Origin of the sequence: Pseudoalteromonas sp. MM1 (assembly GCF_030296835.1) — a bacterium.
Classification (GTDB): domain Bacteria; phylum Pseudomonadota; class Gammaproteobacteria; order Enterobacterales; family Alteromonadaceae; genus Pseudoalteromonas.
Genome location: NZ_AP027923.1, coordinates 583,102 through 609,134 on the forward strand (window position 1 = coordinate 583,102; position 26,033 = coordinate 609,134).

The following is a 26,033-nucleotide window of genomic DNA, read 5'->3' on the forward strand; positions in this document are numbered from 1 at the left end:
ACCTCTAATTAAAGGCGCCTTGTGGCTTGTTATTTAAGCGTCAGGCGCCTCTTTTGTATAACCTGATTAGGATTATCTCATGTCTAAAAAGCATAGACTCAATCATATTACCTGGGCAATTGGTTTAGGTTTAGTTGCTCAGTCAACCAGCTTAATTGCTGCCCAAGCCGATGAACAGTTAACAAGCGAACAAGAAATAGAAGAAGTTGTTGCTGTAGGTACGCGTTTACAAGGGAGCGCTGCGGCAGTTGTAGAAGAGCGTAAAAACCAAGCCTTTGTTGCCGATATTTTAGGCTCTGAACAGTTATCACGCACGGGCGACAGCGATGCTGCATCTGCGCTTCGTCGTGTAACAGGCCTAACGCTTGTTGATGGTAAGTTTATTTACGTTAGGGGCCTTGGTGAGCGTTACTCAAGTGCGCGTTTAAATGGCGCTTACATCCCAAGCCCAGATTTAACCCGTAACGTTATTCCGCTGGATATTTTCCCTGCCAGTATAATTGAAAGTATGGCCGTTCAAAAAGCCTACTCTCCAGACATGCCAGCAGCGTTTGGTGGCGGTAATATAGATATTAGAACTAAAACCGCACCGAGTGAATTTACAGCAGGTATTGAAGTGGGTGCAGGTTACGATACCGCATCGAGTGATGGATTTACTTACAATCGTAACGAAAATGGCATTCCGAGTGTTTTAACTGAAGCTATTTCTACCTACCGTGGTAATTTTGGTATTGGCAATATTGTTAGTAGTGAAGGTTTTGAAGATGGCGATTTAACGCGTGCAGAACAAGCAACCGCTGTTAATAACGCACTCTTAAAATCGCTTCCTCGCGATTATGAGTTAAAAGAAGAGTCTTTAGACCCGCGTTATAATATTAAAGCCCATTATGGTGATAGCTTTGAAGAGAGCTATTTTGGTGGCAAGGTTGGGTTTTTGCTTGCCGGTGCTTACAAAAGCGAATGGGATTTTGAAGAACGTTTTAGCTCAGTTATCACCCAAGATTTAGAAAACGAAGAAGGCAATATTGATTGTACAACGTCGTTAGCGACCAGTGATGATGTGAGTAACTCGTGTTACAACACAGTCAAAAATTCGCAAGTGACGACTGAAACCGAAAGCTATAACGGTTCATTAAGCTTGTCATATCGTTTAGGTACTCACAGTATTTCAGCTCAACAGCTTTACATTATTGATAATGAAGATGAATCTGAAATTGCTATTTCGCAAAGCCCTGCGGGTAGTTCTACGTTTAGTATTGCCGGTGATGGGATTGCAAACCGTAATCATGAGTTTAATTACGAAGAACGCCAATTAAACATTACGCAGTTTATGGGCCAACACACCTTTTTAGATTATTTTGGTATTGGTGCCGATTGGCAGTACACCGAAGCTAAAGCAACGACTGATATACCTACCAGTGCCGATTTTGAGTTTCGTGACACTTATAATAGTGATGGCAGTTATGCAGGCTCAACTATTACAGGGGATGATAACCGTGTAATTATGTCATACACCAATATGCAAGAGCGTGTTAAATCGTACGGCGGTAATTTAACCTTGCCACTTAGCTTTGAGCGTATGGAAGTTGAGTTTAAAGTGGGTTACGATTTTTCTGACAGAGCCCGAATATTTAATACCTCAAGCTTTGCTATAAACAATAGTGGTGGCTCTGGTATTTCAATAAACGACGGTAGCAATGATGCGCTTAATAATAGTGGCTTTTTAACTGACGACTTTATTGATAATAACGCTGTGTTAGTTGACTTTAATGAGCCAACTGCGCCTGATGCCGATGATTACATTGCTGCGCAAAAGGTGGATGCAGGTTATGCGTCTTTCGATGTGTTTTATGATCAATGGTTAAGAATAAGCGGTGGTATTCGTTATGAAGAGTTTAAACAAACTTCTATCGGTACATCGAGCCTTATTTTTGATGAAGACGATTTAAATACCTTTTACGATCCAGATAAAATTCAAGCAGGCTCTGTAATCACCGATGATTGGTATCCGGCACTGTCTATTACCTATGTAGGTGGCGATGATTACCAGGTACGCTTAGGTTATGGTGAAACAGTAGTACGCCCTGATTTTCGTGAAGTAGTGCCCGTTACGTATTATGACCCTTTGACCGATATTAGAACATTTGGTCGTACGGGGATTAAAAGTAGCCCAATTAAAAACTATGACTTACGTTATGAGTATTATGGACAAGCCGGTAATTCATTTAGCGTAGCGGCGTTTTATAAAGATATTACAGCGCCAATTGAAACAGTTTTAAACATTGGTGATGAAGATTACTCAGCATCGTTTATAAATGGTGAAACAGCAGAAGTATATGGTATTGAAGCTGAATGGCTACAAGACTTAACTTTTGTAAGTGAAGGCCTATTTACTAGCGGTAATATCACATTAAGTGATTCTGAAGCGTCTATTGACCCAGCACTTGCGGGTACATTAACTAATCCTAAAAAACGTATGACAGGCCACTCTGAGTATGTAGTTAATTTACAATTAAACTACGATTCATTAGATGGCATGCACAGCAGCTCATTAGTTTATAACGTTTTTGGTGAGCGAATTTTAGCAGCCGGTGTTGCTAATAGGGATGACGCGTATGAGCAACCATTTCACTCACTTGATTTAGTTTACACCTACTACCCAGATTTTAATTCTAAGATTAAGTTTAAAGTTAAAAACTTACTCGATGAAGATCAAGAGGTAACCCAATCAGACATTATAGTGCGCTCAAAAGAACAAGGTGTAACGTTTGATTTAAGTTACAGCTACGAGTTTTAATTTTAATCCCAAGGAAGGGGGATATAATAAAACCTAACTACCGATTAGCCCTGTATTTAATACAGGGCTTTTTTATGACTATGAAAAATATTTAAGTTTCGCTTTATTCACTAGTTTTAGGGCGCTTTGGGTGTTAGGTTTAATAAAAATTAATTCTCACGCAATGAATTTTAATTTTTAATGTATTAAGGCATCTTTTATGAATCAAACAGTGGAAAAAACAATGAAAAAAGTAGGATTAGTCGGTTGGCGTGGCATGGTTGGCTCTGTGTTATTAGAACGTATGCAACAGCAAAATGATTTTGCGCATATCGACACCACCTTTTTCACCACCTCACAAGCTGGGCAACTCGGCCCAGATATTGCGGGCGACGCAAAACCGTTACTCGATGCAAGTGATGTAAATGAACTTGCTAAAATGGATATTATTGTTACCTGTCAAGGTGGTGATTATACCAAAGCGGTTTACCCTAAATTACGCGAATCGGGTTGGGGTGGTTACTGGATTGATGCAGCTTCTGCACTGCGTATGGTTGATGACAGCATAATTGTACTTGACCCTGTAAATAAAGATGTTATCGAACAAGGTTTAGAGCAAGGCGTAAAAACCTTTGTAGGCGGTAACTGTACCGTATCGTTAATGCTACTTGCTTTAGGTGGCTTGTTTGAGCAAGACTTAATTGAATGGGTAAGCCCAATGACTTACCAAGCGGCCTCTGGTGCCGGCGCTCGAAATATGAAAGAGCTTATCGCACAAATGGGCGCTATTCATTCAAGCGTTGCCGAGCAACTAGATAACCCAAGTTCAGCTATTTTAGAAATTGATAAAATAGTGAGCGAAAAAATGGCTTCAAGCGATTTACCACAAGACCAATTTGGCGTGCCGCTTGCTGGTAGCTTAATTCCGTGGATTGACGTGCCAATGCCAAGTGGCCAGTCTAAAGAAGAGTGGAAAGCTCAAGTTGAAGCGAACAAAATTTTAGGCTCGTCTAAGCAGCCAGTACCCATTGATGGTTTATGTGTACGTATTGGTGCAATGCGTTGTCACAGCCAAGCCATGACCATTAAATTACGTGAAGACATTAGCGTTGAAAAAATTGAAGAAATTTTAGCTTCGCACAACGAGTGGGTTAAAGTTATCCCTAATGAACGTGATATCTCGGCTACTGATTTAACCCCAGTTAAAGTAACAGGGACTTTAAGTATTCCTGTTGGTCGTATTCGTAAATTAGCGATGGGCCCTAAATACATTAGCGCATTTACTGTAGGCGATCAGCTATTGTGGGGCGCTGCAGAGCCACTTCGTCGTATGCTGCGCATTATTGTAGACGGTGAATAATTTTTACATTTAAAACTATATATTAAAAAGGGTTAGCGTATTGCTAACCCTTTTTTTAGTTAAGCGGCATTGCATATGCTACTTTATTTTTCCCCTCATGCTTTGCTATGTACAAAGCTTTGTCGGCTAAATCTATAGCTTTATCAATTGGTGTGTTAACACACTTGATACTGATCACCCCAAAGCTTGCCGTAACATCTATACATTGCTTTTTGCATGCAATGGGCTTACTTGCAAGAGTTTCTCGTAATGTATCAGCAAACTTCTGTGCTTTTAATTCTGTCTCTCTGGCTATGAGTATGACAAATTCTTCTCCACCTAGTCGGGCAAAAATATCTTCTTTTTGTAAACACGCTTTTATACGCTGAGTTGCTTGAACTAACACCTCATCCCCTGCAGCGTGTCCAAATTCGTCATTGATATTTTTAAACGAGTCTATATCCCAATATATAAGGGATACATGCTGTTTACAGCTTAGATGAGCTTCAAGTTTTTGTTGGCCAATATCGTAAAATCCGCGCCTGTTTATGCATTTTGTAAGTACATCGGTTATGGCGAGTTTTTGCATCTCTTGGGCTAAGTCTGAAGCCATTATAAAAATAATAAACACCGCCATACCCACATGCGCAGTTGGGACCGTTATAAAGTTAATGAGTGTGTATAAGTCTAAATAAGTTTGGTTCACTTGGCTTCCTTGCATCAGCGCGATAGTGGCAGCAATGAATAAACATATTCCACACAAAGTGTAAGTAATGGCCGCACCAACTTCTGCTGGGAGCGATTTGGCTTTATGTTTTATTATAATTACGGCATTTACCAGCAGCAGTAAAATATCGTAATAAATATATAACGACATGAATAAGCCAACATGAACATTTATGGCTTTATAATAATAAACCGCGGCTAGAGTGATCACGGCTAATGCTAATAAATACTTTAAATTAATAGGGCATCGAGCACGAATAGCGTGCCCGCATGTGCCTAAAATCACAGACCCCATAGAAAAGCTCACTCCCGTCATCCAATAAAGGGTATCTGAGTCGAAGTAGGGCCTTAATAAGATAGTGCCCCATTGGCACGCAGAGAGTACAAACGCACCACCCCAAAATAAAGCGTATGACTTTTTCCCTAGTGTAAACCACGCCATTAAAAAAATAACAGACCAAATAATACTGGTTAGTAAAAGTGTAACTAAAATAAAAAATATTGGACTCATAGAGGTATGTTCTTGTGTGAGTTACTTTTTAATGTAGTTGAGGTTGCTTATTAATTCGAGCAAAGCGCTGTTATTAAAGCATCCTATTTGTAAAAGTTTATGTATTACTTGTTTGTGTCTAATACATCTATATTACGTTTTTTGGTATAGCTTTTGCTGCCGTTATCGTATTACATCGCTTTTTGCTCGGTTTTAGCTGATTTGTGCGTATTTAGTTCACTTACGCCCGTAACATTTACTTATTCGAGTAATTAAGCCCCACAACAAGGATATAAAATGGCTTTTACTTTTAAGCATGCCCGAAATAAATGTTTGTCTGTTTTAGTTACTACAATTTTATTTTTAATTTTATTAAGAGCGGCAGCGCCTTATGCGGTTCAATATTATGTAAACCAGCAGCTAGAACAAACCCAAGGAATAACAGGACATGTTGGTGATGTAGATTTATATTTATATCGTGGTGCTTATGCGATTGACGATGTTGAAATTTACGCTGTAGATGCAACATCAGCCCCTAAACCTTTGTTGGCGATACAAACCCTTGATTTTTCACTTGCTTGGTCTGCACTTTTGAAGGGCAATTTAGTCACTAATATGGCTTTTACTCGCCCAGAAATTGTTATATACGATAAGGACCCATCAACCGCTGAGCAAAACCAACAAGTTAAAGACGAAACAACTTGGGTTGGGCTTGCTAACGACTTAGTGCTTTTTTCAATCGATACCTTGCGTATTAATAACGGTAAAGTTTCGCTAGTTAATGCGACAAACGACGGCGAAAAACCCACGTATATTTCAAACATAAATGCTGAGATTAAAAATATAACCAATGCCCAAAACCTTTCTAAAACGCTAGTCACCAGTTTAAATGTAGAAGGTGCTTTAATGGGAGAGGCTGCACTTATCTTAAACGGGAAGTTAGACCCTTTTAGTGAACAAGCTAATTTTGATTTTAATGTTGAGGTACAACGTTTTTCGGTTAAAAATCTCGAAACTGTTTTTAAAGTGTATACCCCATTTGATATTGAGGCCGGTGGTATTGATGGTGCAATGGAGCTTGCAGCTAACAACAATAACTTAAATGGTTATGTAAAAGCCGGTGTACACAATTTAAGTGTTTTTTCGTGGCGTGAAGACATTGAAAAAGATGACGACGGCCTATTTACTGCTATTTTTGAAGGCAGTATTGATTTACTCAGTTCGTTATTAGAAAACGATGACTCTAAGCTGGTGGCTGCTCGGGTGCCGATAGAAGGGCAGTTAGATAATGCTGACGTTTCTACTTTTGAAGCGGTGGTATCGGTTTTAAAAAATGCGTTTTTTGAAGCGTTTAAAATGAAGGTTGATAATGTTATTTCGTTTGAAAGCACACAAAAGCAGCAAGATGAGTAACCAAAAGCCCTTTGCATTAACTCAATGCAAAGGGCTTTTTAAGTTTTAGCTATGAGTATTTTTATTACCCAATAACGTTTTAAGCTCAGCTATTTGCGCTTGAAGCTCAATAACCTGTCCTTGTGTTGCCGGAAGAGAGCTATTATCTGCTTTGAGCTCACGGGCACTGCGATGCTCTTCGCTCATCACTTCTAAAATGGCACCTACCATCATGTTTAAAAACACAAATGCGGTTAAAAAGATAAAAGTGAGATAGTAAATCCAGCTCAGCTCGTACACCGCCATGGTTTCGTACATAATGTCGGTCCAATCTTCAAAGGTGGCTATTCTAAATAGCGTTAACATTGAAATGGATACGTCTTGCCAAAGCACGGGGTTAATATCGGCAAACATCATGCTGCCCATAGCTGCGTAAATATAAAAAATAACAAACATAAGCAGCGCTATGTAACCCATTTGCGGTATAGCTTTAAGTAATGAATTTACAAGTAAGCGCAGCTCGGGGATCATTGATACTAAACGCAGTACCCTAAATATGCGCAGCAATCGAGCAAGTAACATGGTTGAGCCCGCAGCTGGGTACAAGCTGCCAAGTACAATAATGGTATCAAATATATTCCAGCCCTTTGAAAAAAAGTCTTTTAATCCTTTACTTGCAATAAAGCGAATAATTAACTCGATTAAAAAGAACGTTGTTATTCCTACATCCATCCAATTTAGAATAAATTCTACAGTGGGGTGAAGAGAATAGGTATGAGCACCTACGGTGAGGGCAGAAACAACAATGACAGCAATAACAAATGATTGAAATATCTTGCTTTTGTCTATACGCTGAAACAGCTTTTGTAACTGCGACATCATAATTATGGGTCCTATGCAAAGTCAGGTTTTTATGACGCTAATATACAATAATATTGTTGCTTTCGATAACGAAAGTGTAAGGAATTCTAATGTTAATCAGCCAAATAACTAAAAGTGCATTGCTGTTTGTGGGATTTTCGGTACTTGCAGGGTGCAGCTCCGACGCTCGCTTTCATGAAATTCAATCGGCACGTTTAGATGAATGTAATTATAAAGCCGATAAAGAGTATTATGAGTGCCTTAAAAAACAAGATAAAAATTTTGAAGAATATAAAAAACAACAAAGTGAGCAAACACAATAAGTTATGACAAAAACACAAAAATTGCGCGACAAACAAATACGCCAAGCCCTCACTAACGCCTGTGAGCAAATAAAAGCGACTCATTATGGCTTTGCCTATTTAACTCACACCGTTGATTTAAAAAATGAAGCAAAGTCACTAAAAATAAGCTGCTATTTTGAAGATGATGTAGCCTATCACGACACCGAGGCGCATTTCTCTCAGCTAGTCGATATTATTAACGCTGAACTTAGCAAAATAAGCTTACCGGTAGCGGCTAAGCAAGTAGCGTTTTTAGTTGATTAACATTGGTTTGCCTAGCTATGGACGGTATAATTACCAAAATTATTTTTAGGATATAAAGCATGGCTGTTCCATCGCGTTCGCAAATCACACCAGGTACAACCGTAAATATTGTATTAAAAGAAGATCAACGCAGCGGCACATTAACCCAAGGTGTAGTTGAGCGTTTATTAACTAAGTCACCTAATCACCCGCATGGTATTAAAGTACGCCTAGAAGACGGTCAAGTTGGTCGAGTAAAAGAGATTTTAGAATGACAGTGTTAACTGAGCAGGAATTTTGGGATTTAGTGACCACGCCTGAGTTAGGGCTCGACCCTCAAAGCGTAAGCGACAATTTAAAAGCTAAACTGAGCGAGCTTACTGACGAGCAGCTTATTGCTTTTGATAAATTTTTTGGTATTAACATGCGCAAATCTTTTACCTGGGATTTGTTCGGTGCCGCATTTGTTATGGCCGGTTGTAATGACGAATATGGCTTTAGCGAATTTAGATGTTGGCTTATATCGCGCGGAGAAGCCGTATTTATTAACGCATTGAATGATGCTGACTCACTTGCACAGTGTTCACCGGTGTATTATTTAAATGAGCAACCTTACCCTTATATTGATGAATACGATTTAATTGCGGGTTTACTTTATGAGCAGCGCAACGACGACGAGTTGCCGTTTGTTCCATCAGGCGAGCAACCTGCAGGTAAACGCTTTAAAGACAAACCTAAATTTTTAAAGCAAAGCTATCCGCAATTATTTGCAAAATACTGGCAGTAATACAAAGTTATTTACATTCAAGATGGTGATATTTAGTGCCATCATCTTGAATTTTCCTTTCACAGTTGTTTACAATCGTACCCATTTATTCACTTTTTTAAATGACTCTATGTTAATAATTATGTTACATTAATGTGTTTGTAAATGAACAAACACTGAATAGTAACAATATACGACATAGGAATGTTATGTATAAAACACTCTCATCAGGATTGATAGCGTTTTGCTTTTTAAATTCGCTAAGTGCACACGCGGCGGTTTCGCAACGAGTAAACAAATCATCTTTATCAGAAGTTAACTTACTTTTAAATCAAAGCGTAGGTTTAACTAACAAGGCGTCCACACACTCTTACTTTATTGAGTTAGATACTCCTCAAGCTTTCAATGTAAAACAAACACGCTCATCAGCTAAAAAGATGCAGCAGTTTTTTGCAGGCGTACCTATTTGGGGGGCAGCAAATACAGGTGCAACCTAGCAATCAACACATAAGTGGTTTTTTTGCGAAAAACATCGATGCTGTATCTTTAAATAAAACGGCTAATAATCAGTTTGATGAACTTTCTGCGGTTAAAGCTATTTTAGTAAACGCTAAACTTGATGAATCTACTGCATATCAAATATTAAACAACCAACGTTATGTTTATATTGATAACGGAGTCGCACATTTTGTTCGCTTAGTCGAATTAAACGTTGTTGATAATGGCGTTGAAAAAAAGCCAATAGGTTTGGTAAGTGAATCTGATTACAGCGTATTTAAACAGTGGGATAATATTAAAAGTGTTCATGGTACAGGCCCTGGCGGTAATACAAAAATAGGGCAGTATGAATACGGAACTGATGTTGAGGCACTGGATATTACGCAACGTGGTGAGTTGTGTTTTTTAGAAAACGACAAAGTTAAAACCGTCACTATGGAATCGGGTTTTGAGCCAAGCGAAGCTTACTCTTTTGCCTGTGATAGAAATACTTATAAAGAAGTAAATGGTGCTTATTCCCCCCTAAATGATGCCCATGCATTTGGCACAGCTGTATTTGATATGTATCAACAATGGTACAACACAGCCCCACTTACTTTTCAATTGTTGATGCGTGTTCACAGTGGTGACAACTGGGAAAATGCAACATGGAATGGTCAGGCTATGACCTTTGGCGATGGTGCTGATAGGTTTTACCCGCTGGTTTCACTTGATATCGTATCTCATGAGGTTAGCCACGGTTTTACCAGTCAAAACTCTAATTTAATTTATGCAGAACAATCAGGCGGTATAAACGAATCTTTCTCTGATATGGCGGGTGAAACAGCCGAGTATTTTTTACGCGCAGAGACTGATTGGTTATCTGGTGCTGATATTTCAAAAACAAGCCCGGCACTTCGTTATTTTGAAACGCCATCACTAGATGGGCTTTCGATTGACCACGCAAGTGACTATTACTCAGGTATGGATGTTCACTTTAGCAGTGGTGTGTTTAATCGTGCTTTCTTTTTACTTGCGAACACTGATGGTTGGAACCCTAAAAAAGCGTTTGAAATAATGCTTTTTGCAAATCAAAACTATTGGGTTAGCGCTAGTGATTTTATTGATGGTGCCTGTGGCGCTATAAATTCTGCCATTGATTTAAGGTATGAAGCTAACGATGTGATTGCCGCGTTTAATGAAGTCGGTGTTACTTGCGATAACATTCAGTTTATAGATGCCGATGCTGATTTAATGGATGATAATTGGGAGCTGCTTTACGGATTAGATCCAAGTAATGCTGATGACGCTGGACTTGACTTAGACCAAGATGGTTTAACAAATCTTGAAGAATATTTAGCGAATACTTTCCCTAATGCAACGGATACCGATTCAGATAATCTATCAGATTATGATGAAATTAATGTATACCTTACTGAGCCTAACAATGCAGACTCCGACTTTGACCGTATGCCTGATGGCTGGGAAGTTTCGTTTTCATTAAACCCATTAAATGCAGGTGATGCCCAACTTGATTTAGACTCAGACTCGTGGAGTAATGTAATCGAGTTTTTTGGTAACAGTGACCCTACAGATGCAAGCTCTGAGCCAACCGTTTTTCCAGAAACAACCTTCAGTTTTGATGATGCTCAAGTACCCAGTTTGTTTATTTCGTCGAACGTACAGACACCTTGGTTAACAACTGAGTATGGTGGTCGCTCTGGTTTTGTGTTGACTAATAACGACATTACAGACAACCAATCAACCAGTGTTGAGTTTAGCTTTTTAAGTGGCGAGCAAAGTTATGTAAACTTTAGCTACGCGCTAGACACAGAAGTTGGTTATGACTACTTTAGTGTATACATAAATGGTTCACTTGTTTTAGATGAGTCAGGAATTAGCGAGTGGAAAGCGGCGTCTTTCCAAGTTCCTACAGGGCTTAACACTGTTAAGTTGACCTATTCTAAAGATGTATCTGTTTCTACTCCTGCAGATGCTGTATATATAGATAATTTATACATAGGGCCTAACTTTCCTGATGTTGATAATGACGGTATGTCTGATTCTTGGGAATTACAGCATGGCCTTGATATAAATAACAGCGAAGATGCATCTTTAGATGCTGACGCGGATGGCTTATCTAATCTTTTAGAATTTTTAAATGCAGGTTTACCAAATAATCCTGATACAGATGGCGATACATTACCCGATGGGTGGGAGTACAATAATAGTTTAGATTTAACCAGTTCGTCAGATGCAGCTGAAGATGCAGATAATGATGGGTTTTCAAATCTAACTGAGTATTTAGCAAATACAGACCCGCAGTCAGATACTTCTTTCCCGGTTGCTTTAAACCTCACTACCTCCTTTGAAGGCTCTGCACTACCTAGTTGGATGGTTGAAGCTGAAGGTTCTAGTGCTCCTTGGTTTATTACGAATGATTTTGCGACCGATGGTATACAAAGTATTCGCTCAGGCGTTATTAGTGACTCACAGTATAGTAGCTTTACCATAACAGGCTTATTTGAAGAGAGTGTATTAGCATTCGATTATAAAATTGAGTCTGAATTTTGTTGTGACTTCTTAAGTATTATCGTTGATGGGCAAGAAGTTTTTGGGCGTAGTGACTTAAATAATTCAAATACTGCAGAGGCAACGTCTGTTTTGCTTAATTTAAGTGAAGGACTGCATAATATTGAATTTAAATACTTTAAAGATAGCTCTGTCTCAAATGGTGCAGATGCTGTATGGCTTGATAATTTTGCTTTATTTTCTCAAACTGATTTAACCGATACTGATAACGATCAATTGCCAGATTACTGGGAGTTAGTAAATGGATTAAATCGTTTTGATGCAAGTGACGCTTCATCAGATGCTGATAGTGATGGCCTTTCAGCCCTAGAAGAATTTAACCTAGGAACTAATCCAACTTCAGCTGATACAGATAGTGATGAACTAAGTGATGGCTATGAGGTAAGTAACGACCTTTTACCTTTAGATGCTGCAGATGCTAATTTAGATTACGATGAAGATGGTTATACAAATATTCAGGAATTTTACTCTCATAGTTTAGCTAATGATGCTACATCCTTAGTGCAATCTTTCACGCATTTAAATGAAAGCTTTGAAGACGGGCTTCTTCCTTCTATGTTTACTGAACTTGCTGTTAACTCTTGGGAGTGGCAGGCTAATACAAGTTGGTCAACTCAAGGCGATGCAAGTCTTAGCTTAGCATTAACGCCTAGTAGCAAGGTAGGTGGTTTTGCCATTGCGGGGTTATTTGAAGCCGGCTTTATTAATTTAGACTATTTGGTTTACAACTCTTCAGCATTACAAATAAGCTTAAATGGTAGCCCTATAGATGTAAATCGTGGTAGCCAGTCTCGTTTATTGTTACCGATAGATGATGGTTTTAACATTATTAAAGTTAAATATGAGGACGCATACCTTCAGCAGCAGCCGTTATCTGTTGATAATATAACTTGGAGTGCTGAAATTGACATTACCAGCGACTATGATTCGGACGGTATCCCTGATTTTTGGGAAGCAGAGTATGGTTTAAATGCGCTAGATGCCAATGATGCTAGTTATGATGCCGACTATGATGGTTTAACTAATTTACAAGAGTTTCAGCTTTCGGGTAACCCGCTTAGCTCAGATTCAGATGGCGATGGCATTGAAGACAGTGAAGATAGCCACCTAAATGATGCAAGTCTTGGAGAAAACATTGCCCCTGAGTTTATATCAAGCCTTGAGCCTATTACGCTTGAGGCTACCTCTGAAAATACTAATATTTCACGTCTTTATGTTCCTGAAGCCACAGATAATGGTCATTTAGAGCCTCAAGTATATACAAGTTCAGGGTCTTACTTTCCACTAGGTGAGCACCAAATTACATGGATTGCACGTGATAATGTTGGCAATGAAACAGCGGCTATTCAAACAGTTACACTAGTTGATACAACGCCTCCAGCTTTACAGCAATATCATTTTGATGTGTATGGTAATACATTAGCTGCGATACAAAATGCTATTTTGGACAGTGGTGTTATTTTTGACAATGTATCAGGAATAGCGCTTATTGAAATAGACGATAGCTTTGTATTTAGAACGGGTAATGTGCCAATTCCTGTTTCTGCTGTTGATTTTGCAGGTAACCGTGTATCGGGTGAAGTAATAGGGATGATCCATCCTGAAATTAGTATTCAGCCTATTACGTATGTGTACGAAAATGGTAATGTACTTGCCGATATATTTATCAGTGGTCCTAGTCCATATGGTTACGCTGGCTTTTATTTGAAGACTAATAATAGTACACAGTACATTCGTACTGATGGGCATGGTCCTATTAAAGTTGAGGTAGCGCGCGAGTTTTTAGCAAATTCAACAAATATTAGTGTTTTATCTAGTGGTAATGCCTTTATAGGCAAAAACGATAACAGCCAGCTAGTGTACTTAAGTGAAGCTGCCAAGACGGAATTTATTACTGATTTTTATCAAAATGGTAAAGCAGTTAATAAAACTATTCAGCGTTCTTTACCTGACTTTAATGCCACCATTAAGTTAGTAAATTTACCTAGTACAGGTAGTGATGTATCACTTGAGCTTATTGGCCCCGCAGGTGTTGATTTTTACATTTATAAAACAGCTGATTCACAGTGGGATGTTTCATTTAGTGCAAATCTTTCTGAGCAAACCAATAATATAGATTTAACTTTACGTGTAAAACAAGGTGATGAACTACTAGCAACTAAGCAAACTAGTTTACGTATTGTTGATAGCGTTATATTTGATGACACTGAGCTAGATACTGATGGCGACGGTATACCTGATATTGAGGAAGGGGTAGGTGATAGTGATAAGGATGGTATTGCTGATTACCTAGATAGCACTTCTACGACTAATACTGCTATCTTAGCTTCAGGTGATAGTGCTCACAGTATTGATGAGTTTAATCACTTAGCTGTAGGTCGCATCAAAGAGGCTCTAGCAGCGGGTTATATTGCTGATATGTCTATTTCTGAACAGGCGCTTAGCACTTATTTCTCAGATTTAGATATAATAGAACCTCACTTCCAAGCTAAAAGTGACGTAATTAACCTTCATGTTACCTTGTCTAATTCATCAAACACCGCAGAAATTGCACTACCTGAATATGTAAATGCAATTTTAAGCTCAGATATGCAAGTAAGGGTACTAACCGCGGCTGGTTGGCAGTCAGCCACTGTATTATCAGGTAATGTATATGAGCAAGTGTGTTCACGTTGCTTTAGCTTTGCAATCGCAGATGGTAGCGCATTCGACCTTGATGGAGAGGTTAATGGCGCTATTGAAGTTGTGGCAAAATTAGCGCAAGAGAGTCTAAATCAAGCGCCTGTATTAAATGTAGATATGCCTCAAGCGATAGAAGAGCTAGCTACTATTGAGCTTGATGCCTCTGGTTCTACTGATCCTGATGGCGATACGTTATCTTACGAATGGCGCGTTGAGCACCCTCAGTTATCTATTACAGCTGCGGACACTCAAGGCAAAGCGGTTCTTACAGTGGGTGAGTTTGAGCAAACGGTTGATGCGGATATTATGTTGGTAGTATCTGATGGCTATGAGCAATTTACGCAAGTATATACCGTTAGCTTTTTACATGTTAATCAACTCCCAAATGTAGAATTAAGTACATCTTCGGTGTCGGTTAAAGAAGGTCAAGAAGTTTCAGTGACGGCGTCTGCAACCGATAAAGAGTCTTCAACGCTTTCTTTTAAGTGGGTTCAAACAATGGGTGTAGAAGTTGCGATTAATGATACTGACTCCAGCACACTTAAGTTTACAGCGCCAAGTGTGTCGCAAACTACAGAGCTAGGCTTTAAGCTTGTTGTATCAGATGGTGAAGGTGAGACTGAGCAAAGTTTAACTGTTACTGTTACTAATGCATCGGGCACAGGTAGTGAAAAGAGTAGTGGCGGTGGCTCATTAGCCTTCATGTTACTGCTTTTAGCACTTTCTGTTGTGTATAGAAGAGCGCAGTGTTTTAAGTAACACTTACTAATAAATACATTCTTATATTTATAAAAGCCTCTTGATGTATTCAAGGGGCTTTTTGCTTTATGAACTAAATGTATTTTAAGTGAGTATAGGTAGGAGTGTGTTATGCTATTTTTACCAGTAATGAGTTGGGATTTTAATGAGTTATCGTAAAGTTTTATTATGTTTGAGCTGTTTATTTTTAAGCAATGTACTTTTTGCAAACACTGCTACGCCGAGTAATAAGAGCCGTTTTATTCCTTTATTAAAAACAATGCTAGGCAATTATAAGGTGGTTTCAGCAAACTCTTCGCTTTGTGTTAAAAGTCAATTGAGTTTAATAAACCCAGTCTACCCAGACGCGGGCTTCAAATTAGGCGAGCATATCGCGTTTGAAAGTCTGCATAACGGCACACGTACCACTAAAAAACCTGACTTTTGCTTTGTAACCAGCTCGTATAAATACAAAAGTGATGGTGTAGATAACAGCCTAAGAATGAGTCGCTGTGTTGATCCCGTTAACGAAAAAACCATTAGGCAAAGTATAGAATTTGTGAGCCCTACCACTGTTAAATACACCCTTAATGATCCACAAGTACAATGTACCTTTGAAAAACAAGTCGATTGAACACAGCGTTTAATTTGTAAAGGCAATAGCGCGCTTATTCATAACAGTAAATTTTAGGTATATCGTGCCAGCGAGTCGTGTACTGGGGCGATAAGTGATCTCTGTTCATATGCCAGCCTTGGTTTAATTTGCTGCTGGCTAGAGTGAGTATACCTTTTCCGTAGCGGTTGTTTATTGTATCAAGACACTGCATTAATTTAGGGTTATCGGCACTTTGGTTAAATAAATCGTTTTGCTGGTACTGCACCGGGGTAAGCTCTAAGGCGCCTACACCACATTTATAAAAGCGTACACCTGGCTGGTAAATATGAGCAAACACTTCTGATACAGCATTGGCCATTACGCAGGTATCGTTAGTGGGGGTGGCAAATTTATATATAAACGACTTTTTACAATAGCGGTCTTCGTGTTTGCCCGTGGCGGCAAATATATAAAGTTGTTTTGCTAGTGAGCGCTGGGCTCGTAGTTTACTTGCCACTGTGGTTACGTGGTTAATAAGGGCGGTTTTAAGTGCAGTTGGCTCACTGATCCGCTCACCAAAGCTGCGAGTAGAATATATTTCTCGTTTATCTTGGCGTACATCGTCCCAGGTTAAGCACGCTACACCATTTAGCTCACTTACGGTACGCTCCACCACTACGCTAAACGCACGACGCATGGTTTTAGGATTTTGCTGTGCCAGATCCCACGCGGTATGTATGTTCATTATGTTAAGCTTTTTAGCTAGGCGCTTTCCTATGCCCCACACATCGGCGCAGCTCATTCTTTGTAAAATAGCTTGGCGGCTTGGCTCGTTATCTATAACGGCTACGCCATCAAACCCGCTTAGCTTTTTAGCTGCATGGTTAGCGGCTTTAGCAAGTGTAGGTGTAGGGCCAAAACCCACACCCACAGGGAGCTTAGTTTCGCGCCAAACGGTACGCCTTATTGTATGCCCATACTCATGCCAGTTTTTAATAAGTGGCATGTAGCCATTAAAGTGTAAAAACGACTCATCAATACTGTATATATGCTGTGTATCGCAAAAGCGGCCAATTACGTTCATCATTTTGGCACTTAAATCGGCGTACAGCTCATAGTTACTCGAACGTACAACCACATTATTTTTCTCAAGCAAATGCTTAACTTTAAAATAAGGGCCAAATTTAGGAATGTTTAAATGCCGAGCAATAGGGCACACCGCACATACGCAGCCATCGTTATTAGTTAAAACCACCACAGGTTTAGAGCGAATAGCAGGGTCGAACACTTTTTCGGCGCTGGCATAAAAGGCAACGGCATCGACTAAGGCGTACATTTTAATAGCTCAGGGCTTGGGCGGTGCATTCTAATTGATAGTGTAACCACGCCCTCTAACTGAAACTCATCAGCTGGGGTTAGTTGTACCGGCTTATGTAAAGGCGATGCCGAGAGTAACCGCGCATTGGTTTTATCCAATAGCTTACACACAAATAAGCCATTTAAATTGGCAACAATAACATCGCCGTTATCGGCTTGCTCAGCACGGTCTACTACAAGCAAGTCGCCCTCAAAAATCCCCACCTCTTGCATGGAGTTACCCGATGCAATACCAATAAAGGTGGCGTCGGGGTGCTTTATTAATAGCTCATCAAGCGAAACCCCTAGCTCGGCATATTGCGCCGCGGGCGATTCAAATCCACACACACCAGCTTCTATATAAACGGGAATAACAAACATAACATAACCTAAAACACATATACTGTATAAGTGTACAGTATATGCGTTTTGTATGAGTTATGCCAAGAAATGAAAGGCAGCTTAGTCCATGTTTTTGATCATTTGTTGCGCGGTATCTAAAAAGTCTTTGATTTGTTGAGGATTTAAATTTTTACACATTTGTTCATTTATTTGCTGCTCAGAGGCTAATAACTTATCAAAAAGTGTGTTGCCTTGTTCGGTGAGCGACAAAATAAAGCAGCGTTTGTCGTGCTCACTTGCTTGCTTATTGATAAGGTTTAAGGCAATTAAATCTTTAATTAAGCGGGCAATTTGTGCTTTGTCGCGCTGTGTTTTGGTAACTATATCGTTAGCGGTGCAGTTACTTGTAGCGGCAATTATATGTATACAACGCACGTGCATAGCATTAATACCAAGGTCGCCTGCGTTAATGGCCTCGCGGATTGTTACACGGTAATTTTGCATGAGTTCAAACAAGGTATTTGATAAAGACGTATTCATAGGGCTCTCAATGTAGTTGACAATGTCAATCAATCTGTTTATGGTTGATTTTATCAACCAATGAGGCGTTGTGCAATGCTTGCTTTAAAAAGCAGTTAACTATTTTGTTAAACGAGGTGATTTTAAATGGGTAAACAAGTTCGCAAAGCTAGAGTACTAAGTACTGAACAAATAACGCCGCATTTACAGCGCATTATTGTAGGCTCAGCTGAGTTTTCGGATTTAACGCCAGCGCATATTGGCAGCTATGTAAAAGTGCTTATTCCTCAAAATGGCAAAGTTGATTTTAATTTAAAAACCGCGTGTATGCGCTCTTACACAATAAGAGACGTTGATGAGGCAAGTGGTGCGTTAACGCTCGACTTTGTAATAAATATGCACCAAGGCCCAGCAACCCATTGGGCTAAAATTGCCCAAGTAGGTGATGAGCTCGCTATAGCAGGCCCAGGCCCTAAAAAGCTTGATAATTACCAGCACTCGCACTATGTTTTGCTAGGCGATTTAACCTCAGTAAATGCAATAAAAGGGTACATGCAGCAGTTACCCGCAAGCGCAAAAATTGACGCGTTTGTGCATGCGCCTACAGAGCAAGACATTATTGATTTACACACGCAGCGCGATGTTAATTGGATAATTACAGATACACCTGATACCGATATGCTCAACGCGCTTAACAATTTGCCACACACAAATGAGTCACCTATTGTATTTATGGCATTAGAGGCAGGATTAGTGCGTAAAGCAAAAACCTTACTTACGCATAACTTTAATATACCGCGTAGTAATATAGTTTCCTCTGGTTATTGGAAAAAAGGCGTAGACTCAGAGGGTTATAAAAAAGAGCGTCAGCAAAGCTCTGAGCTTGCATAAATACCTAAGAGCAAAACAGCCTAACGCTATTTTGCTTTTATCTGTTACCTTACTTGAATTGAATAAATAGCAGACCCATTTAAGTGTTTTATGCTGATGATGAAGCCCATTATTAGCATGCATTTTAAGGAGCTGCTATTTTGTTATCTTCCATTCCCTTTTCGTTATTAGAGCTTGCCCCCATGATCAAAGGGGAAAGCGTTTCTCATACGCTCAAGAAAACCACTAAATACGCCCAGCGGGCAGACCAATTAGGGTTTAATCGCTTTTGGCTGGCTGAGCATCACAATATGCCCGGTATAATTTGTGCTGCTACTTCAATATTAGTAGGCCATATTGCAGGTAAAACTCAGCGTATTCGTGTTGGCTCCGGCGGAATAATGCTGCCGAATCATTCGCCATTAGTTGTGGCTGAGCAATTTGGCACGTTAGAGAGTTTATACCCCGGGCGAATAGATTTAGGTCTTGGCCGCGCCCCAGGTAGTGATCCGGTCACTAGCCGTGCACTCAATAATGATATGAGCCGCGCTGAAAATTTCCCTGAGGAGGTAACAGAGCTACAAACATTATTAGGCCCATACAATGGTACTCATCCTATACGTGCTATTCCTGGGGAGGACACAAATGTACCACTTTGGCTGTTAGGCTCGAGTTTATTTAGCGCGCAATTGGCCGCCCAAAAAGGGCTACCTTATGTATTTGCAGGACACTTTGCGCCGCGTTTTGTACACGATGCAATAGCGCTATACAAACGAGAGTTTAAAGCCTCAAACGTATTAGATAAACCCTATGTAATGCTTGCTTTACCGCTGGTGGCGGCAGAAACCGATGAAGAAGCGCAATACCTCTCTACCACCTCAAAACAACGGGTGCTTGAATTAATACGCGGCAAAGAGCTATGGCTAAAACCTCCGGTAGATACCATGGAAGGATTATGGAGCGAGCAAGAGCGTGCCCACGTAGAAAACTTTTTAAGTTTAAGCGTAGTAGGCGGGCATGTGAGTATAAAACACAAATTACAGATGATAGCGAAAGAGCTAGAAGTGGATGAGTTTATATTTACTAACGATGTTTACAACAGCGAAAAACGCCACAGAGCCTTAGAAATTTTAATGGAAATAAAACATTAATTATATTGGTTAAGCAAGCGTACACCCTAAGCTTGATACTATACAGGCATCATTAAAAGTTAGTTTTTATATACTTTGTTTATTAACTTTCAGTGGTGTCTGTATTAAGTTGTTTTCGGTATTTAATTAGTTAGTGCAAAGTGTTTTGCCAATGTTTAACGGCTATTTTTGCATTTATTACCGTTCTATTTTTTCAATTAAATTGATTTAAACAATCAATTTTAAGATACCACTTTAATTTTTTATAATGACTGTATAAACAAAAACATCATTAAATTAAAGGAAGGTACACCGTGAACGCTCTAACAACCGCATCGGCTAATTCAGTTACAAAACCAGCGCAGCCAAAAGTTGCACTGATAGCTGAAGGTGGCGGACAGCGAGGGATATTCACAGCCGGTGTACTTGATGCGTGGTTAGAGCAAAATTACGACCCCTTTGATTTATTTATTGGCACCTCTGCCGGCTCGCAAAATTTAACTAGCTATTTAGCACGCCAAAAAGGCTATGCAAAACGTTTAATTAGAGGGCTTTCGCGTAACAAGCGTTTTTTTCAATTGGGCCGTGGTTTAATGGGTAAACACATAGTTGATTTAGACTGGTACTTTGATAAAACCACCGAGGTAAACAGAGTACTCGACTTTAAAACAGCTAAAAGCAGTTTAGGTGAGCGAGAGTTACTTATAACTGCAACCAATACTCGTGACAGAAAAGCCTATTACTTATCGCCAACAGGTGAGGGAAAGCAATGGCGAGATTTATTAAAAGCTTCTAGCGCGTTACCTTTTTTGTATAAACAGGGGGTTAAATTAACACCTTGGTTAGATACAAAAGCAGCAAACGAAGCAGATTTAGCTCGTCAAGAGCACTCTAGTGACGACTTTTATGTAGACGGCGGTTTAGCAGCGCCATTGCCGGTACGCGAAGCTTATAACCGCGGTGCACGAAAAATCGTGGTAATAAGAACCGTTGATGAGCATTTTCAAGCGCAAACTGCATGGGTTCAAAAGCTTAGAACATTTGCATGTGCGTCAGGTTACTGCCCAAAAACACTCGATTACTTGATTCAACACGAACAAGCATACCTAGACGAGCTAACGTTTATTGCCAATCCGCCTAGTGATGTAGAAATTATACAAATTTTTGCAGATGAAAAACTACACAGTAAATTATTAGGCAGTTCAAACGATGATTTACGCTTTGATCATAAACTAGGTGTAAAAGCAGGCCGCGCTTATTTAAAAAGTCAAAATGCACGTATAGTAGATTACGCACACAGCTATGCCATGTAGCTGTGTATACCAGCGCTTAAACTTAAATTACCACGCGCTGGTAAAGTGCCTTAGCAAAATTAAAGCTATGCTTTTTTTAAGCTTATCGATGGCTTTTTATTGCTAATTGCCGCACCTAATAAAATAAGCGCTAAAGCAATAAATACTGACCAACTAAAGGGAGCCTGCGAGGCGAGTATTAAAATAAATGTAGAGAGCACCGGCGTTAAAAAGCTTAAGGAAGCTAAAAGCGAGCGATTACCAAATTTTAAACCATGATCCCATAAATAAAATGCACCACCTACTGGGCCTAATCCTAATAAAATAGCGCCTAGCCATTGTGAAGCAGACAAACTAGTAACGGTTGTTTCAAAATAAAAATGTGCACAAAGGGCAAGCACTGCCACAATAAGTGAAAGCCAGCCTATGTCATCTACATGGCTATTAAATCGCGACATTAAATAAGAATAACTCGACCAAAGTACGGCGCAGCATCCTGCAAAAACATACCCTAAGTAATATTCACTATTGATTGATAACCCACTGCCATCGGTAATTAAACTAAGCGTGCCTAAAAATCCCAGTAATCCGCCCAATATAGCTTTAAATTTAGCCCCTGGGGTAGCAACAAATACACCTAGCAATAATGGCCAAAGGTACACAATTAAGCTTACCTCGATTAAAGGGCCGTATTTTAAAGCCATAAAATAACAAAAGTGAAAACCAAATAAACCAGTAACACCTATTATAATTTGCTTTTTAGAAAGCTTAGGAGGGGTTAATAATGGCTGTTTTGTAGCTACGCGTTTAACTAATAAAATAATAAAAGAGAGTGAAAAACATATAAAAAGTAACTGAAAAGCAGGCAGTGCTTTGGTTAAATTACCCAGTAATGCTAAAAGCCCCCACGAAAATATTGCTAAAAAGCCTATGTTTGTTGCCATTAATTATCCCCCGTAAATACTATTTACTGAGTGTATCAACAGGGTGAAGTATAAATATGCTAAAAAGATGGTGTTGTTGTTTGCTTAGGCGCAATTTACTGCTTTGTAAACGCTTTAGGTGGCTGCCCAAAGTATACATTAAACCGACGGCTAAAAGCTGAGGCATCATTATAACCAATGCGCTCACCTACTAAAGCAATCGGTAGGTCTGAATGCGTTAATAAGGCGCGCGCATGCTGCATTCGTAACATAGTTATATATTGCAGCGCACTCATGTTAGTGTTTCTTTTGAAAACAGTTTTAAATTGCGTAACGCTTAAACAGGCTATATTGGCCAGCTCTTTTAACGTGTAGGGATACGCTAAATTTTGCTTTACCGTGGTTATTACATTATCTATTCGCTTATCAATATTACTGTGGCTGCTTTGCTCACAAAGTAATAAATAAAATAAATCAAAGGTTGAGCTAGTCAGTTTATCATCACTAACAACGAGCAGTTGCTGCTCAATAAATTGTAAGTAACTTAATAAGCGGCTATCTATTGAAATTTTAGGGCAAAAAAGATTTATAAGGTTATCAGGGAGCGCATCTAAATCTGCCACAATAAAACGTGCAGCCTCATCGGCCGTAAAGGCATGCACTACGTTTTTATGTATAACTATACAACTGCCTGTACTGACCGTTGTTTTAAAGTCATTATTTAATGTTATGTGTATTTCACCGTGTAGAGGTAACACGAGTTGATGGTAATTATGCTGGTGGCGCTTTATATCTTGCGAATAAAACCGAATAGAAAGCTTATTCATTGCCTACTCCAATATCTAATACATAAACCGAGTATTGCCTAAAATACTTTAGTAAAACATAGCGTTAATAAACCTAAGTAGATGACAATAATATACTGGTTTCGCTATTTAAAATGCCTTCTATTTCGCGTACTTGCCTGAGTACGCCATCAAACTCACTTAAATTAGCAGCCTGTATTTCAGCCACTAAATCCCAAGCGCCATTAGTAGTATGTAACTTAGTAAGCTCAGGTATACCACGCATGGTTTTAATTACCTGCGAGGTCGATTTACCCACCACTTCTACCATCATAATGGCTCTTACGGCTTCGGTTTCTATGTGTTCATGTACGCGCACAGTAAAACCTAATATAGCACCCGATGAGACTAAACGGTCCAAGCGGTTTTGTACCGTCCCGCGCGACACTTTTAAAACATCGGCCAATGCTGAAATAGAAGCGCGGCCGTCTTTTCTTAATTCGGCTATTAACGCGTTATCTAATGAGTCGTAAATATAAGGGGTCATAAAACGCCTTGGGTTATGTGTTTATTACAAATTACTAAATTTGTACTTTGATGCATAGCAATTTGCTAAAAAATAATATTATTTGTATAAATTTTTGGCATTTTAAGTAACACCTCTGGCCTATAAACTTATTTCAAATAATTTATTTAGTCATTAAAGAGGTATTTATGAGTCATTTTATCGCACAGCCTAAACAAGGTGTTCCATTTGTGAGCGTACAGGCAATGGCCAAACTTATAAATAAAGTGGGCATAGAAAACGTGCTATTAGCGCTTACTCAAAGGTTAGAGCAAGATTTTGCTCGCTGGCACGAATTTGATAAATCGCCACGTTATGCAGCGCACTCTCCAGATGGCGTAATAGAGCTTATGCCCGTAAGCGATGGCAAAATGTTTAGCTGCAAATATGTAAATGGTCATCCAAAAAACACATTTAAAGAGCTTCAAACAGTGGCCGCATTTGGTATTTTGTCGGATGTTGATAGCGGTTACCCAGTAATGATCAGTGAAATGTGCCTACTAACGGCCCTACGCACAGCGGCTACATCGGCGCTTGTTGCAAAGTATTTAGCGCCTGAAAACTCAACAACGCTGACATTAATTGGTAATGGTGCACAGTCTGAGTTTCAGGCACTCGCTTTTAAAGCCGTATTAGGTATTACCCACATTCGTTTATACGACATTGATAAAAACGCCTCACAAAAAGCCTACAACAACTTAAGTGGCTACGGCTTAAATGTAACTATATGCAATAGCGCAGCGGAAGCCGTACAGGGCGCGCACATTGTTACCACCTGCACAGCGGATAAAAAAAATGCCACTATTTTAACCAACGATATGATCCCACAAGGTGTGCATTTAAATGCCATTGGTGGAGATTGCCCTGGTAAAACAGAGCTTGATTCACAGTTACTAGAGCGTGCCACTGTGTTTGTAGAGTACGAGCCGCAAACCAGAATAGAAGGCGAAATACAGCAAATGAGCGACACTTTTGCCGTAACAGAGTTTCATAAAGTAATTAATAAACAAGTACCTGGACGTACAAGTAACGACGAGCTAACTATTTTTGATGGGGTAGGTTTTGCAAGCGAAGACTTTACCGCATTGGTTTATATTAAAGATGCGCTGGTGGCTGCGGGTGAGTTTGAATTACTTGATTTAATTACACAACAAGCTGATCCACGTGATTTATTTTCGGTACTTAATTGTACACAAACAGCAAAAACCCATAATCAAGAGCAAGTGGCATGAGTTATATAAAGCAAGCACCAAGCGCCGTGGTTATGGTGCGACCGCATCATTTTACATCTAACCCACAAACTATGTTAGACAACACGTTTCAAAGTACCTGCAATTCACAAAATCAGAGTCAGCACGCCTTTGACGAAGTAACCAATGCGGTTAAATTATTACAAAACGAGGGCGTAACCGTTCACCTTTTTGAAGACGAGCACACACACACGCCCGATTCAGTGTTTCCAAATAATTGGTTTTCTACCCATCAAAGTGGTGAGCTAGTTGTTTATCCAATGTATGCAGAAAACAGAAGATTAGAATATCGAAAAGATATTATTGATTTTTTGACTAATCACTATAAAGTGTTGTCTGTGACTGATTATTCATTTTTAGCGAAAGAAAATGCATATTTAGAAGGCACAGGATCGCTTGTTATTGATCACCCACATAAGCTTGCTTATGCAGTAGAATCTAAGCGCACTACTAAAACTGTGGTTAATACAGTATGTGAACAATTAAAACTAAAACCTGTTGTATTTAATGCGTACGATAAACAAGGTACTGCGGTTTATCATACTAATGTATTAATGTGTATAGCAACAGAGTTTGCCATGATCAGCTTAGATATGGTGCCAAATAGTCAGCACAAACAAATAACTAGCCATTTTATACAAAGCCATTTAGAAGTAATAAACTTAACTAATGAGCAAATAAGTAGCTTTTGTGGCAACGCAATAGAGCTACAAGGTACAAATGGCCGCATTTTAGCACTCTCACAAACGGCGTTTAATGCACTTACAACCGAACAAAAAGCAGCAATACAAAAAACAGCTAAACTTGTTCCGTTACCTATACCAACCATAGAGTCGGCGGGAGGTTCGGTTAGATGCATGATTGCAGGCATTCATCTGCAAAGTAAATAACCTACCACTAAGTCAACATACTAAGGCAGCTTAGCTGCCTAAATCTATGGCTAATATGCATAATTAAATGCCATTTACTCAACCACTTGC

23 protein-coding genes are annotated in these 26,033 nt (G+C 39.4%); 15 read left to right on the top strand and 8 right to left on the bottom strand.

Going from position 1 to position 26,033, the window contains the following annotated elements; translation table 11 throughout:
• The first annotated feature begins 79 nt into the window (after positions 1 to 79).
• Positions 80 to 2,797, top strand: coding sequence for a TonB-dependent receptor plug domain-containing protein (locus QUE46_RS19260; RefSeq protein WP_286248195.1), 2,718 nt, complete (start codon positions 80 to 82; stop codon positions 2,795 to 2,797).
• Between the two features lie 199 nt (positions 2,798 to 2,996).
• Positions 2,997 to 4,136 carry an aspartate-semialdehyde dehydrogenase gene (asd, locus tag QUE46_RS19265; RefSeq protein WP_286248197.1) on the top strand — a complete coding sequence of 380 codons (1,140 nt, stop codon included), beginning with the start codon at positions 2,997 to 2,999 and terminating at the stop codon, positions 4,134 to 4,136.
• Positions 4,137 to 4,191: 55 nt separating this feature from the next.
• Here asd and QUE46_RS19270 read toward each other — a convergent pair whose 3' ends face one another.
• Positions 4,192 to 5,352 (bottom strand): GGDEF domain-containing protein, encoded by a 1,161-nt coding sequence (locus QUE46_RS19270; protein ID WP_286248201.1) that lies wholly within the window; start codon positions 5,350 to 5,352, stop codon positions 4,192 to 4,194.
• 276 nt (positions 5,353 to 5,628) lie between these two features.
• On the opposite strand from QUE46_RS19270, the gene QUE46_RS19275 reads away from it, so the two are divergent.
• Complete coding sequence (locus QUE46_RS19275) at positions 5,629 to 6,744, top strand: DUF748 domain-containing protein (RefSeq protein ID WP_286248204.1); 1,116 nt, start codon at positions 5,629 to 5,631, stop codon at positions 6,742 to 6,744.
• 45 nt (positions 6,745 to 6,789) lie between these two features.
• Here the strand turns inward: QUE46_RS19275 and QUE46_RS19280 are convergent, their stop codons facing one another.
• Positions 6,790 to 7,605 carry an ion transporter gene (locus QUE46_RS19280; protein WP_286248206.1) on the bottom strand — a complete coding sequence of 272 codons (816 nt, stop codon included), beginning with the start codon at positions 7,603 to 7,605 and terminating at the stop codon, positions 6,790 to 6,792.
• 89 nt (positions 7,606 to 7,694) lie between these two features.
• On the opposite strand from QUE46_RS19280, the gene QUE46_RS19285 reads away from it, so the two are divergent.
• The 7 genes from QUE46_RS19285 to QUE46_RS19315 all read left to right on the top strand — a co-directional run bounded on the left by QUE46_RS19285 (position 7,695) and on the right by QUE46_RS19315 (position 16,060).
• A complete protein-coding gene (locus QUE46_RS19285) occupies positions 7,695 to 7,907 on the top strand; it encodes a hypothetical protein (protein WP_286248208.1) in 213 nt (70 codons plus the stop codon).
• 3 nt (positions 7,908 to 7,910) lie between these two features.
• A complete protein-coding gene (locus QUE46_RS19290) occupies positions 7,911 to 8,192 on the top strand; it encodes a hypothetical protein (RefSeq protein ID WP_286248210.1) in 282 nt (93 codons plus the stop codon).
• Positions 8,193 to 8,251: 59 nt separating this feature from the next.
• The gene (locus tag QUE46_RS19295; RefSeq protein WP_138540049.1) at positions 8,252 to 8,446 is read left to right on the top strand and encodes a YwbE family protein; all 195 of its coding nucleotides are present in this window, start codon (positions 8,252 to 8,254) and stop codon (positions 8,444 to 8,446) included.
• Positions 8,443 to 8,958, top strand: a complete 516-nt coding sequence (locus QUE46_RS19300; RefSeq protein WP_286248215.1) for a DUF4240 domain-containing protein — start codon at positions 8,443 to 8,445, stop codon at positions 8,956 to 8,958. The genes QUE46_RS19295 and QUE46_RS19300 overlap by 4 nt, the downstream gene beginning before the upstream one ends.
• Before the next feature lie 188 nt (positions 8,959 to 9,146).
• Positions 9,147 to 9,434, top strand: a complete 288-nt coding sequence (locus tag QUE46_RS19305) for a hypothetical protein (RefSeq protein WP_286248218.1) — start codon at positions 9,147 to 9,149, stop codon at positions 9,432 to 9,434.
• Positions 9,424 to 15,447 (top strand): M4 family metallopeptidase, encoded by a 6,024-nt coding sequence (locus QUE46_RS19310; RefSeq protein WP_286248220.1) that lies wholly within the window; start codon positions 9,424 to 9,426, stop codon positions 15,445 to 15,447. The genes QUE46_RS19305 and QUE46_RS19310 overlap by 11 nt, the downstream gene beginning before the upstream one ends.
• Positions 15,448 to 15,592: 145 nt before the next feature.
• Positions 15,593 to 16,060 carry a hypothetical protein gene (locus tag QUE46_RS19315; protein ID WP_286248222.1) on the top strand — a complete coding sequence of 156 codons (468 nt, stop codon included), beginning with the start codon at positions 15,593 to 15,595 and terminating at the stop codon, positions 16,058 to 16,060.
• Between the two features lie 34 nt (positions 16,061 to 16,094).
• Here the strand turns inward: QUE46_RS19315 and QUE46_RS19320 are convergent, their stop codons facing one another.
• The 3 genes from QUE46_RS19320 to QUE46_RS19330 all read right to left on the bottom strand — a co-directional run bounded on the left by QUE46_RS19320 (position 16,095) and on the right by QUE46_RS19330 (position 18,259).
• The gene (locus tag QUE46_RS19320) at positions 16,095 to 17,357 is read right to left on the bottom strand and encodes a Y-family DNA polymerase (protein WP_286248223.1); all 1,263 of its coding nucleotides are present in this window, start codon (positions 17,355 to 17,357) and stop codon (positions 16,095 to 16,097) included.
• Positions 17,345 to 17,758 carry a LexA family transcriptional regulator gene (locus QUE46_RS19325; RefSeq protein ID WP_055017071.1) on the bottom strand — a complete coding sequence of 138 codons (414 nt, stop codon included), beginning with the start codon at positions 17,756 to 17,758 and terminating at the stop codon, positions 17,345 to 17,347. The genes QUE46_RS19320 and QUE46_RS19325 overlap by 13 nt, the downstream gene beginning before the upstream one ends.
• 81 nt (positions 17,759 to 17,839) lie before the next feature.
• On the bottom strand, positions 17,840 to 18,259 hold the full coding sequence (locus tag QUE46_RS19330) for a MarR family winged helix-turn-helix transcriptional regulator (RefSeq protein ID WP_286248228.1): 420 nt from the start codon (positions 18,257 to 18,259) through the stop codon (positions 17,840 to 17,842).
• Between the two features lie 126 nt (positions 18,260 to 18,385).
• Between QUE46_RS19330 and QUE46_RS19335 the strand changes: the two genes are divergently transcribed.
• The 3 genes from QUE46_RS19335 (at position 18,386) to QUE46_RS19345 (ending at position 21,551) form a co-directional block, all read left to right on the top strand.
• On the top strand, positions 18,386 to 19,129 hold the full coding sequence (locus QUE46_RS19335) for a siderophore-interacting protein (RefSeq protein ID WP_286248230.1): 744 nt from the start codon (positions 18,386 to 18,388) through the stop codon (positions 19,127 to 19,129).
• A gap of 140 nt (positions 19,130 to 19,269) precedes the next feature.
• Entirely contained in the window at positions 19,270 to 20,259 is a 990-nt protein-coding gene (locus QUE46_RS19340; protein WP_286248233.1) for an LLM class flavin-dependent oxidoreductase, read from the top strand.
• A gap of 293 nt (positions 20,260 to 20,552) precedes the next feature.
• A complete protein-coding gene (locus tag QUE46_RS19345) occupies positions 20,553 to 21,551 on the top strand; it encodes a patatin family protein (protein ID WP_286248235.1) in 999 nt (332 codons plus the stop codon).
• 65 nt (positions 21,552 to 21,616) lie between these two features.
• On the opposite strand, the gene QUE46_RS19350 is transcribed toward QUE46_RS19345, so the two are convergent.
• From QUE46_RS19350 to QUE46_RS19360, 3 genes are all read right to left on the bottom strand, one after another.
• Complete coding sequence (locus QUE46_RS19350; RefSeq protein ID WP_286248237.1) at positions 21,617 to 22,474, bottom strand: DMT family transporter; 858 nt, start codon at positions 22,472 to 22,474, stop codon at positions 21,617 to 21,619.
• Between the two features lie 95 nt (positions 22,475 to 22,569).
• Entirely contained in the window at positions 22,570 to 23,280 is a 711-nt protein-coding gene (locus tag QUE46_RS19355; RefSeq protein ID WP_286248239.1) for an AraC family transcriptional regulator, read from the bottom strand.
• Positions 23,281 to 23,353: 73 nt separating this feature from the next.
• Complete coding sequence (locus QUE46_RS19360; protein WP_055254207.1) at positions 23,354 to 23,785, bottom strand: Lrp/AsnC family transcriptional regulator; 432 nt, start codon at positions 23,783 to 23,785, stop codon at positions 23,354 to 23,356.
• Between the two features lie 167 nt (positions 23,786 to 23,952).
• Here QUE46_RS19360 and QUE46_RS19365 point away from each other — a divergent pair, with 167 nt between their 5' ends.
• Positions 23,953 to 25,035, top strand: a complete 1,083-nt coding sequence (locus QUE46_RS19365) for an ornithine cyclodeaminase (RefSeq protein ID WP_286248245.1) — start codon at positions 23,953 to 23,955, stop codon at positions 25,033 to 25,035.
• Entirely contained in the window at positions 25,032 to 25,943 is a 912-nt protein-coding gene (gene ctlX, locus QUE46_RS19370) for a citrulline utilization hydrolase CtlX (RefSeq protein WP_286248247.1), read from the top strand. Before QUE46_RS19365 ends, ctlX begins: the two co-directional genes overlap by 4 nt.
• The last annotated feature ends 90 nt before the right edge of the window (positions 25,944 to 26,033 follow it).

Excerpts from the sequence above, each read along its gene's own strand:
- QUE46_RS19260 (WP_286248195.1), top strand. The coding sequence starts at position 80 with ATGTCTAAAAAGCATAGACTCAATCATATTACCTGGGCAATTGGTTTA.
- asd (WP_286248197.1), top strand. The coding sequence starts at position 2,997 with ATGAATCAAACAGTGGAAAAAACAATGAAAAAAGTAGGATTAGTCGGT.
- QUE46_RS19270 (WP_286248201.1), bottom strand. The coding sequence starts at position 5,352 with ATGAGTCCAATATTTTTTATTTTAGTTACACTTTTACTAACCAGTATT.
- QUE46_RS19275 (WP_286248204.1), top strand. The coding sequence starts at position 5,629 with ATGGCTTTTACTTTTAAGCATGCCCGAAATAAATGTTTGTCTGTTTTA.
- QUE46_RS19280 (WP_286248206.1), bottom strand. The coding sequence starts at position 7,605 with ATGATGTCGCAGTTACAAAAGCTGTTTCAGCGTATAGACAAAAGCAAG.
- QUE46_RS19285 (WP_286248208.1), top strand. The coding sequence starts at position 7,695 with ATGTTAATCAGCCAAATAACTAAAAGTGCATTGCTGTTTGTGGGATTT.
- QUE46_RS19290 (WP_286248210.1), top strand. The coding sequence starts at position 7,911 with ATGACAAAAACACAAAAATTGCGCGACAAACAAATACGCCAAGCCCTC.
- QUE46_RS19295 (WP_138540049.1), top strand. The coding sequence starts at position 8,252 with ATGGCTGTTCCATCGCGTTCGCAAATCACACCAGGTACAACCGTAAAT.
- QUE46_RS19300 (WP_286248215.1), top strand. The coding sequence starts at position 8,443 with ATGACAGTGTTAACTGAGCAGGAATTTTGGGATTTAGTGACCACGCCT.
- QUE46_RS19305 (WP_286248218.1), top strand. The coding sequence starts at position 9,147 with ATGTATAAAACACTCTCATCAGGATTGATAGCGTTTTGCTTTTTAAAT.
- QUE46_RS19315 (WP_286248222.1), top strand. The coding sequence starts at position 15,593 with ATGAGTTATCGTAAAGTTTTATTATGTTTGAGCTGTTTATTTTTAAGC.
- QUE46_RS19320 (WP_286248223.1), bottom strand. The coding sequence starts at position 17,357 with ATGTACGCCTTAGTCGATGCCGTTGCCTTTTATGCCAGCGCCGAAAAA.
- QUE46_RS19325 (WP_055017071.1), bottom strand. The coding sequence starts at position 17,758 with ATGTTTGTTATTCCCGTTTATATAGAAGCTGGTGTGTGTGGATTTGAA.
- QUE46_RS19330 (WP_286248228.1), bottom strand. The coding sequence starts at position 18,259 with ATGAATACGTCTTTATCAAATACCTTGTTTGAACTCATGCAAAATTAC.
- QUE46_RS19335 (WP_286248230.1), top strand. The coding sequence starts at position 18,386 with ATGGGTAAACAAGTTCGCAAAGCTAGAGTACTAAGTACTGAACAAATA.
- QUE46_RS19350 (WP_286248237.1), bottom strand. The coding sequence starts at position 22,474 with ATGGCAACAAACATAGGCTTTTTAGCAATATTTTCGTGGGGGCTTTTA.
- QUE46_RS19355 (WP_286248239.1), bottom strand. The coding sequence starts at position 23,280 with ATGAATAAGCTTTCTATTCGGTTTTATTCGCAAGATATAAAGCGCCAC.
- QUE46_RS19360 (WP_055254207.1), bottom strand. The coding sequence starts at position 23,785 with ATGACCCCTTATATTTACGACTCATTAGATAACGCGTTAATAGCCGAA.
- QUE46_RS19365 (WP_286248245.1), top strand. The coding sequence starts at position 23,953 with ATGAGTCATTTTATCGCACAGCCTAAACAAGGTGTTCCATTTGTGAGC.
- ctlX (WP_286248247.1), top strand. The coding sequence starts at position 25,032 with ATGAGTTATATAAAGCAAGCACCAAGCGCCGTGGTTATGGTGCGACCG.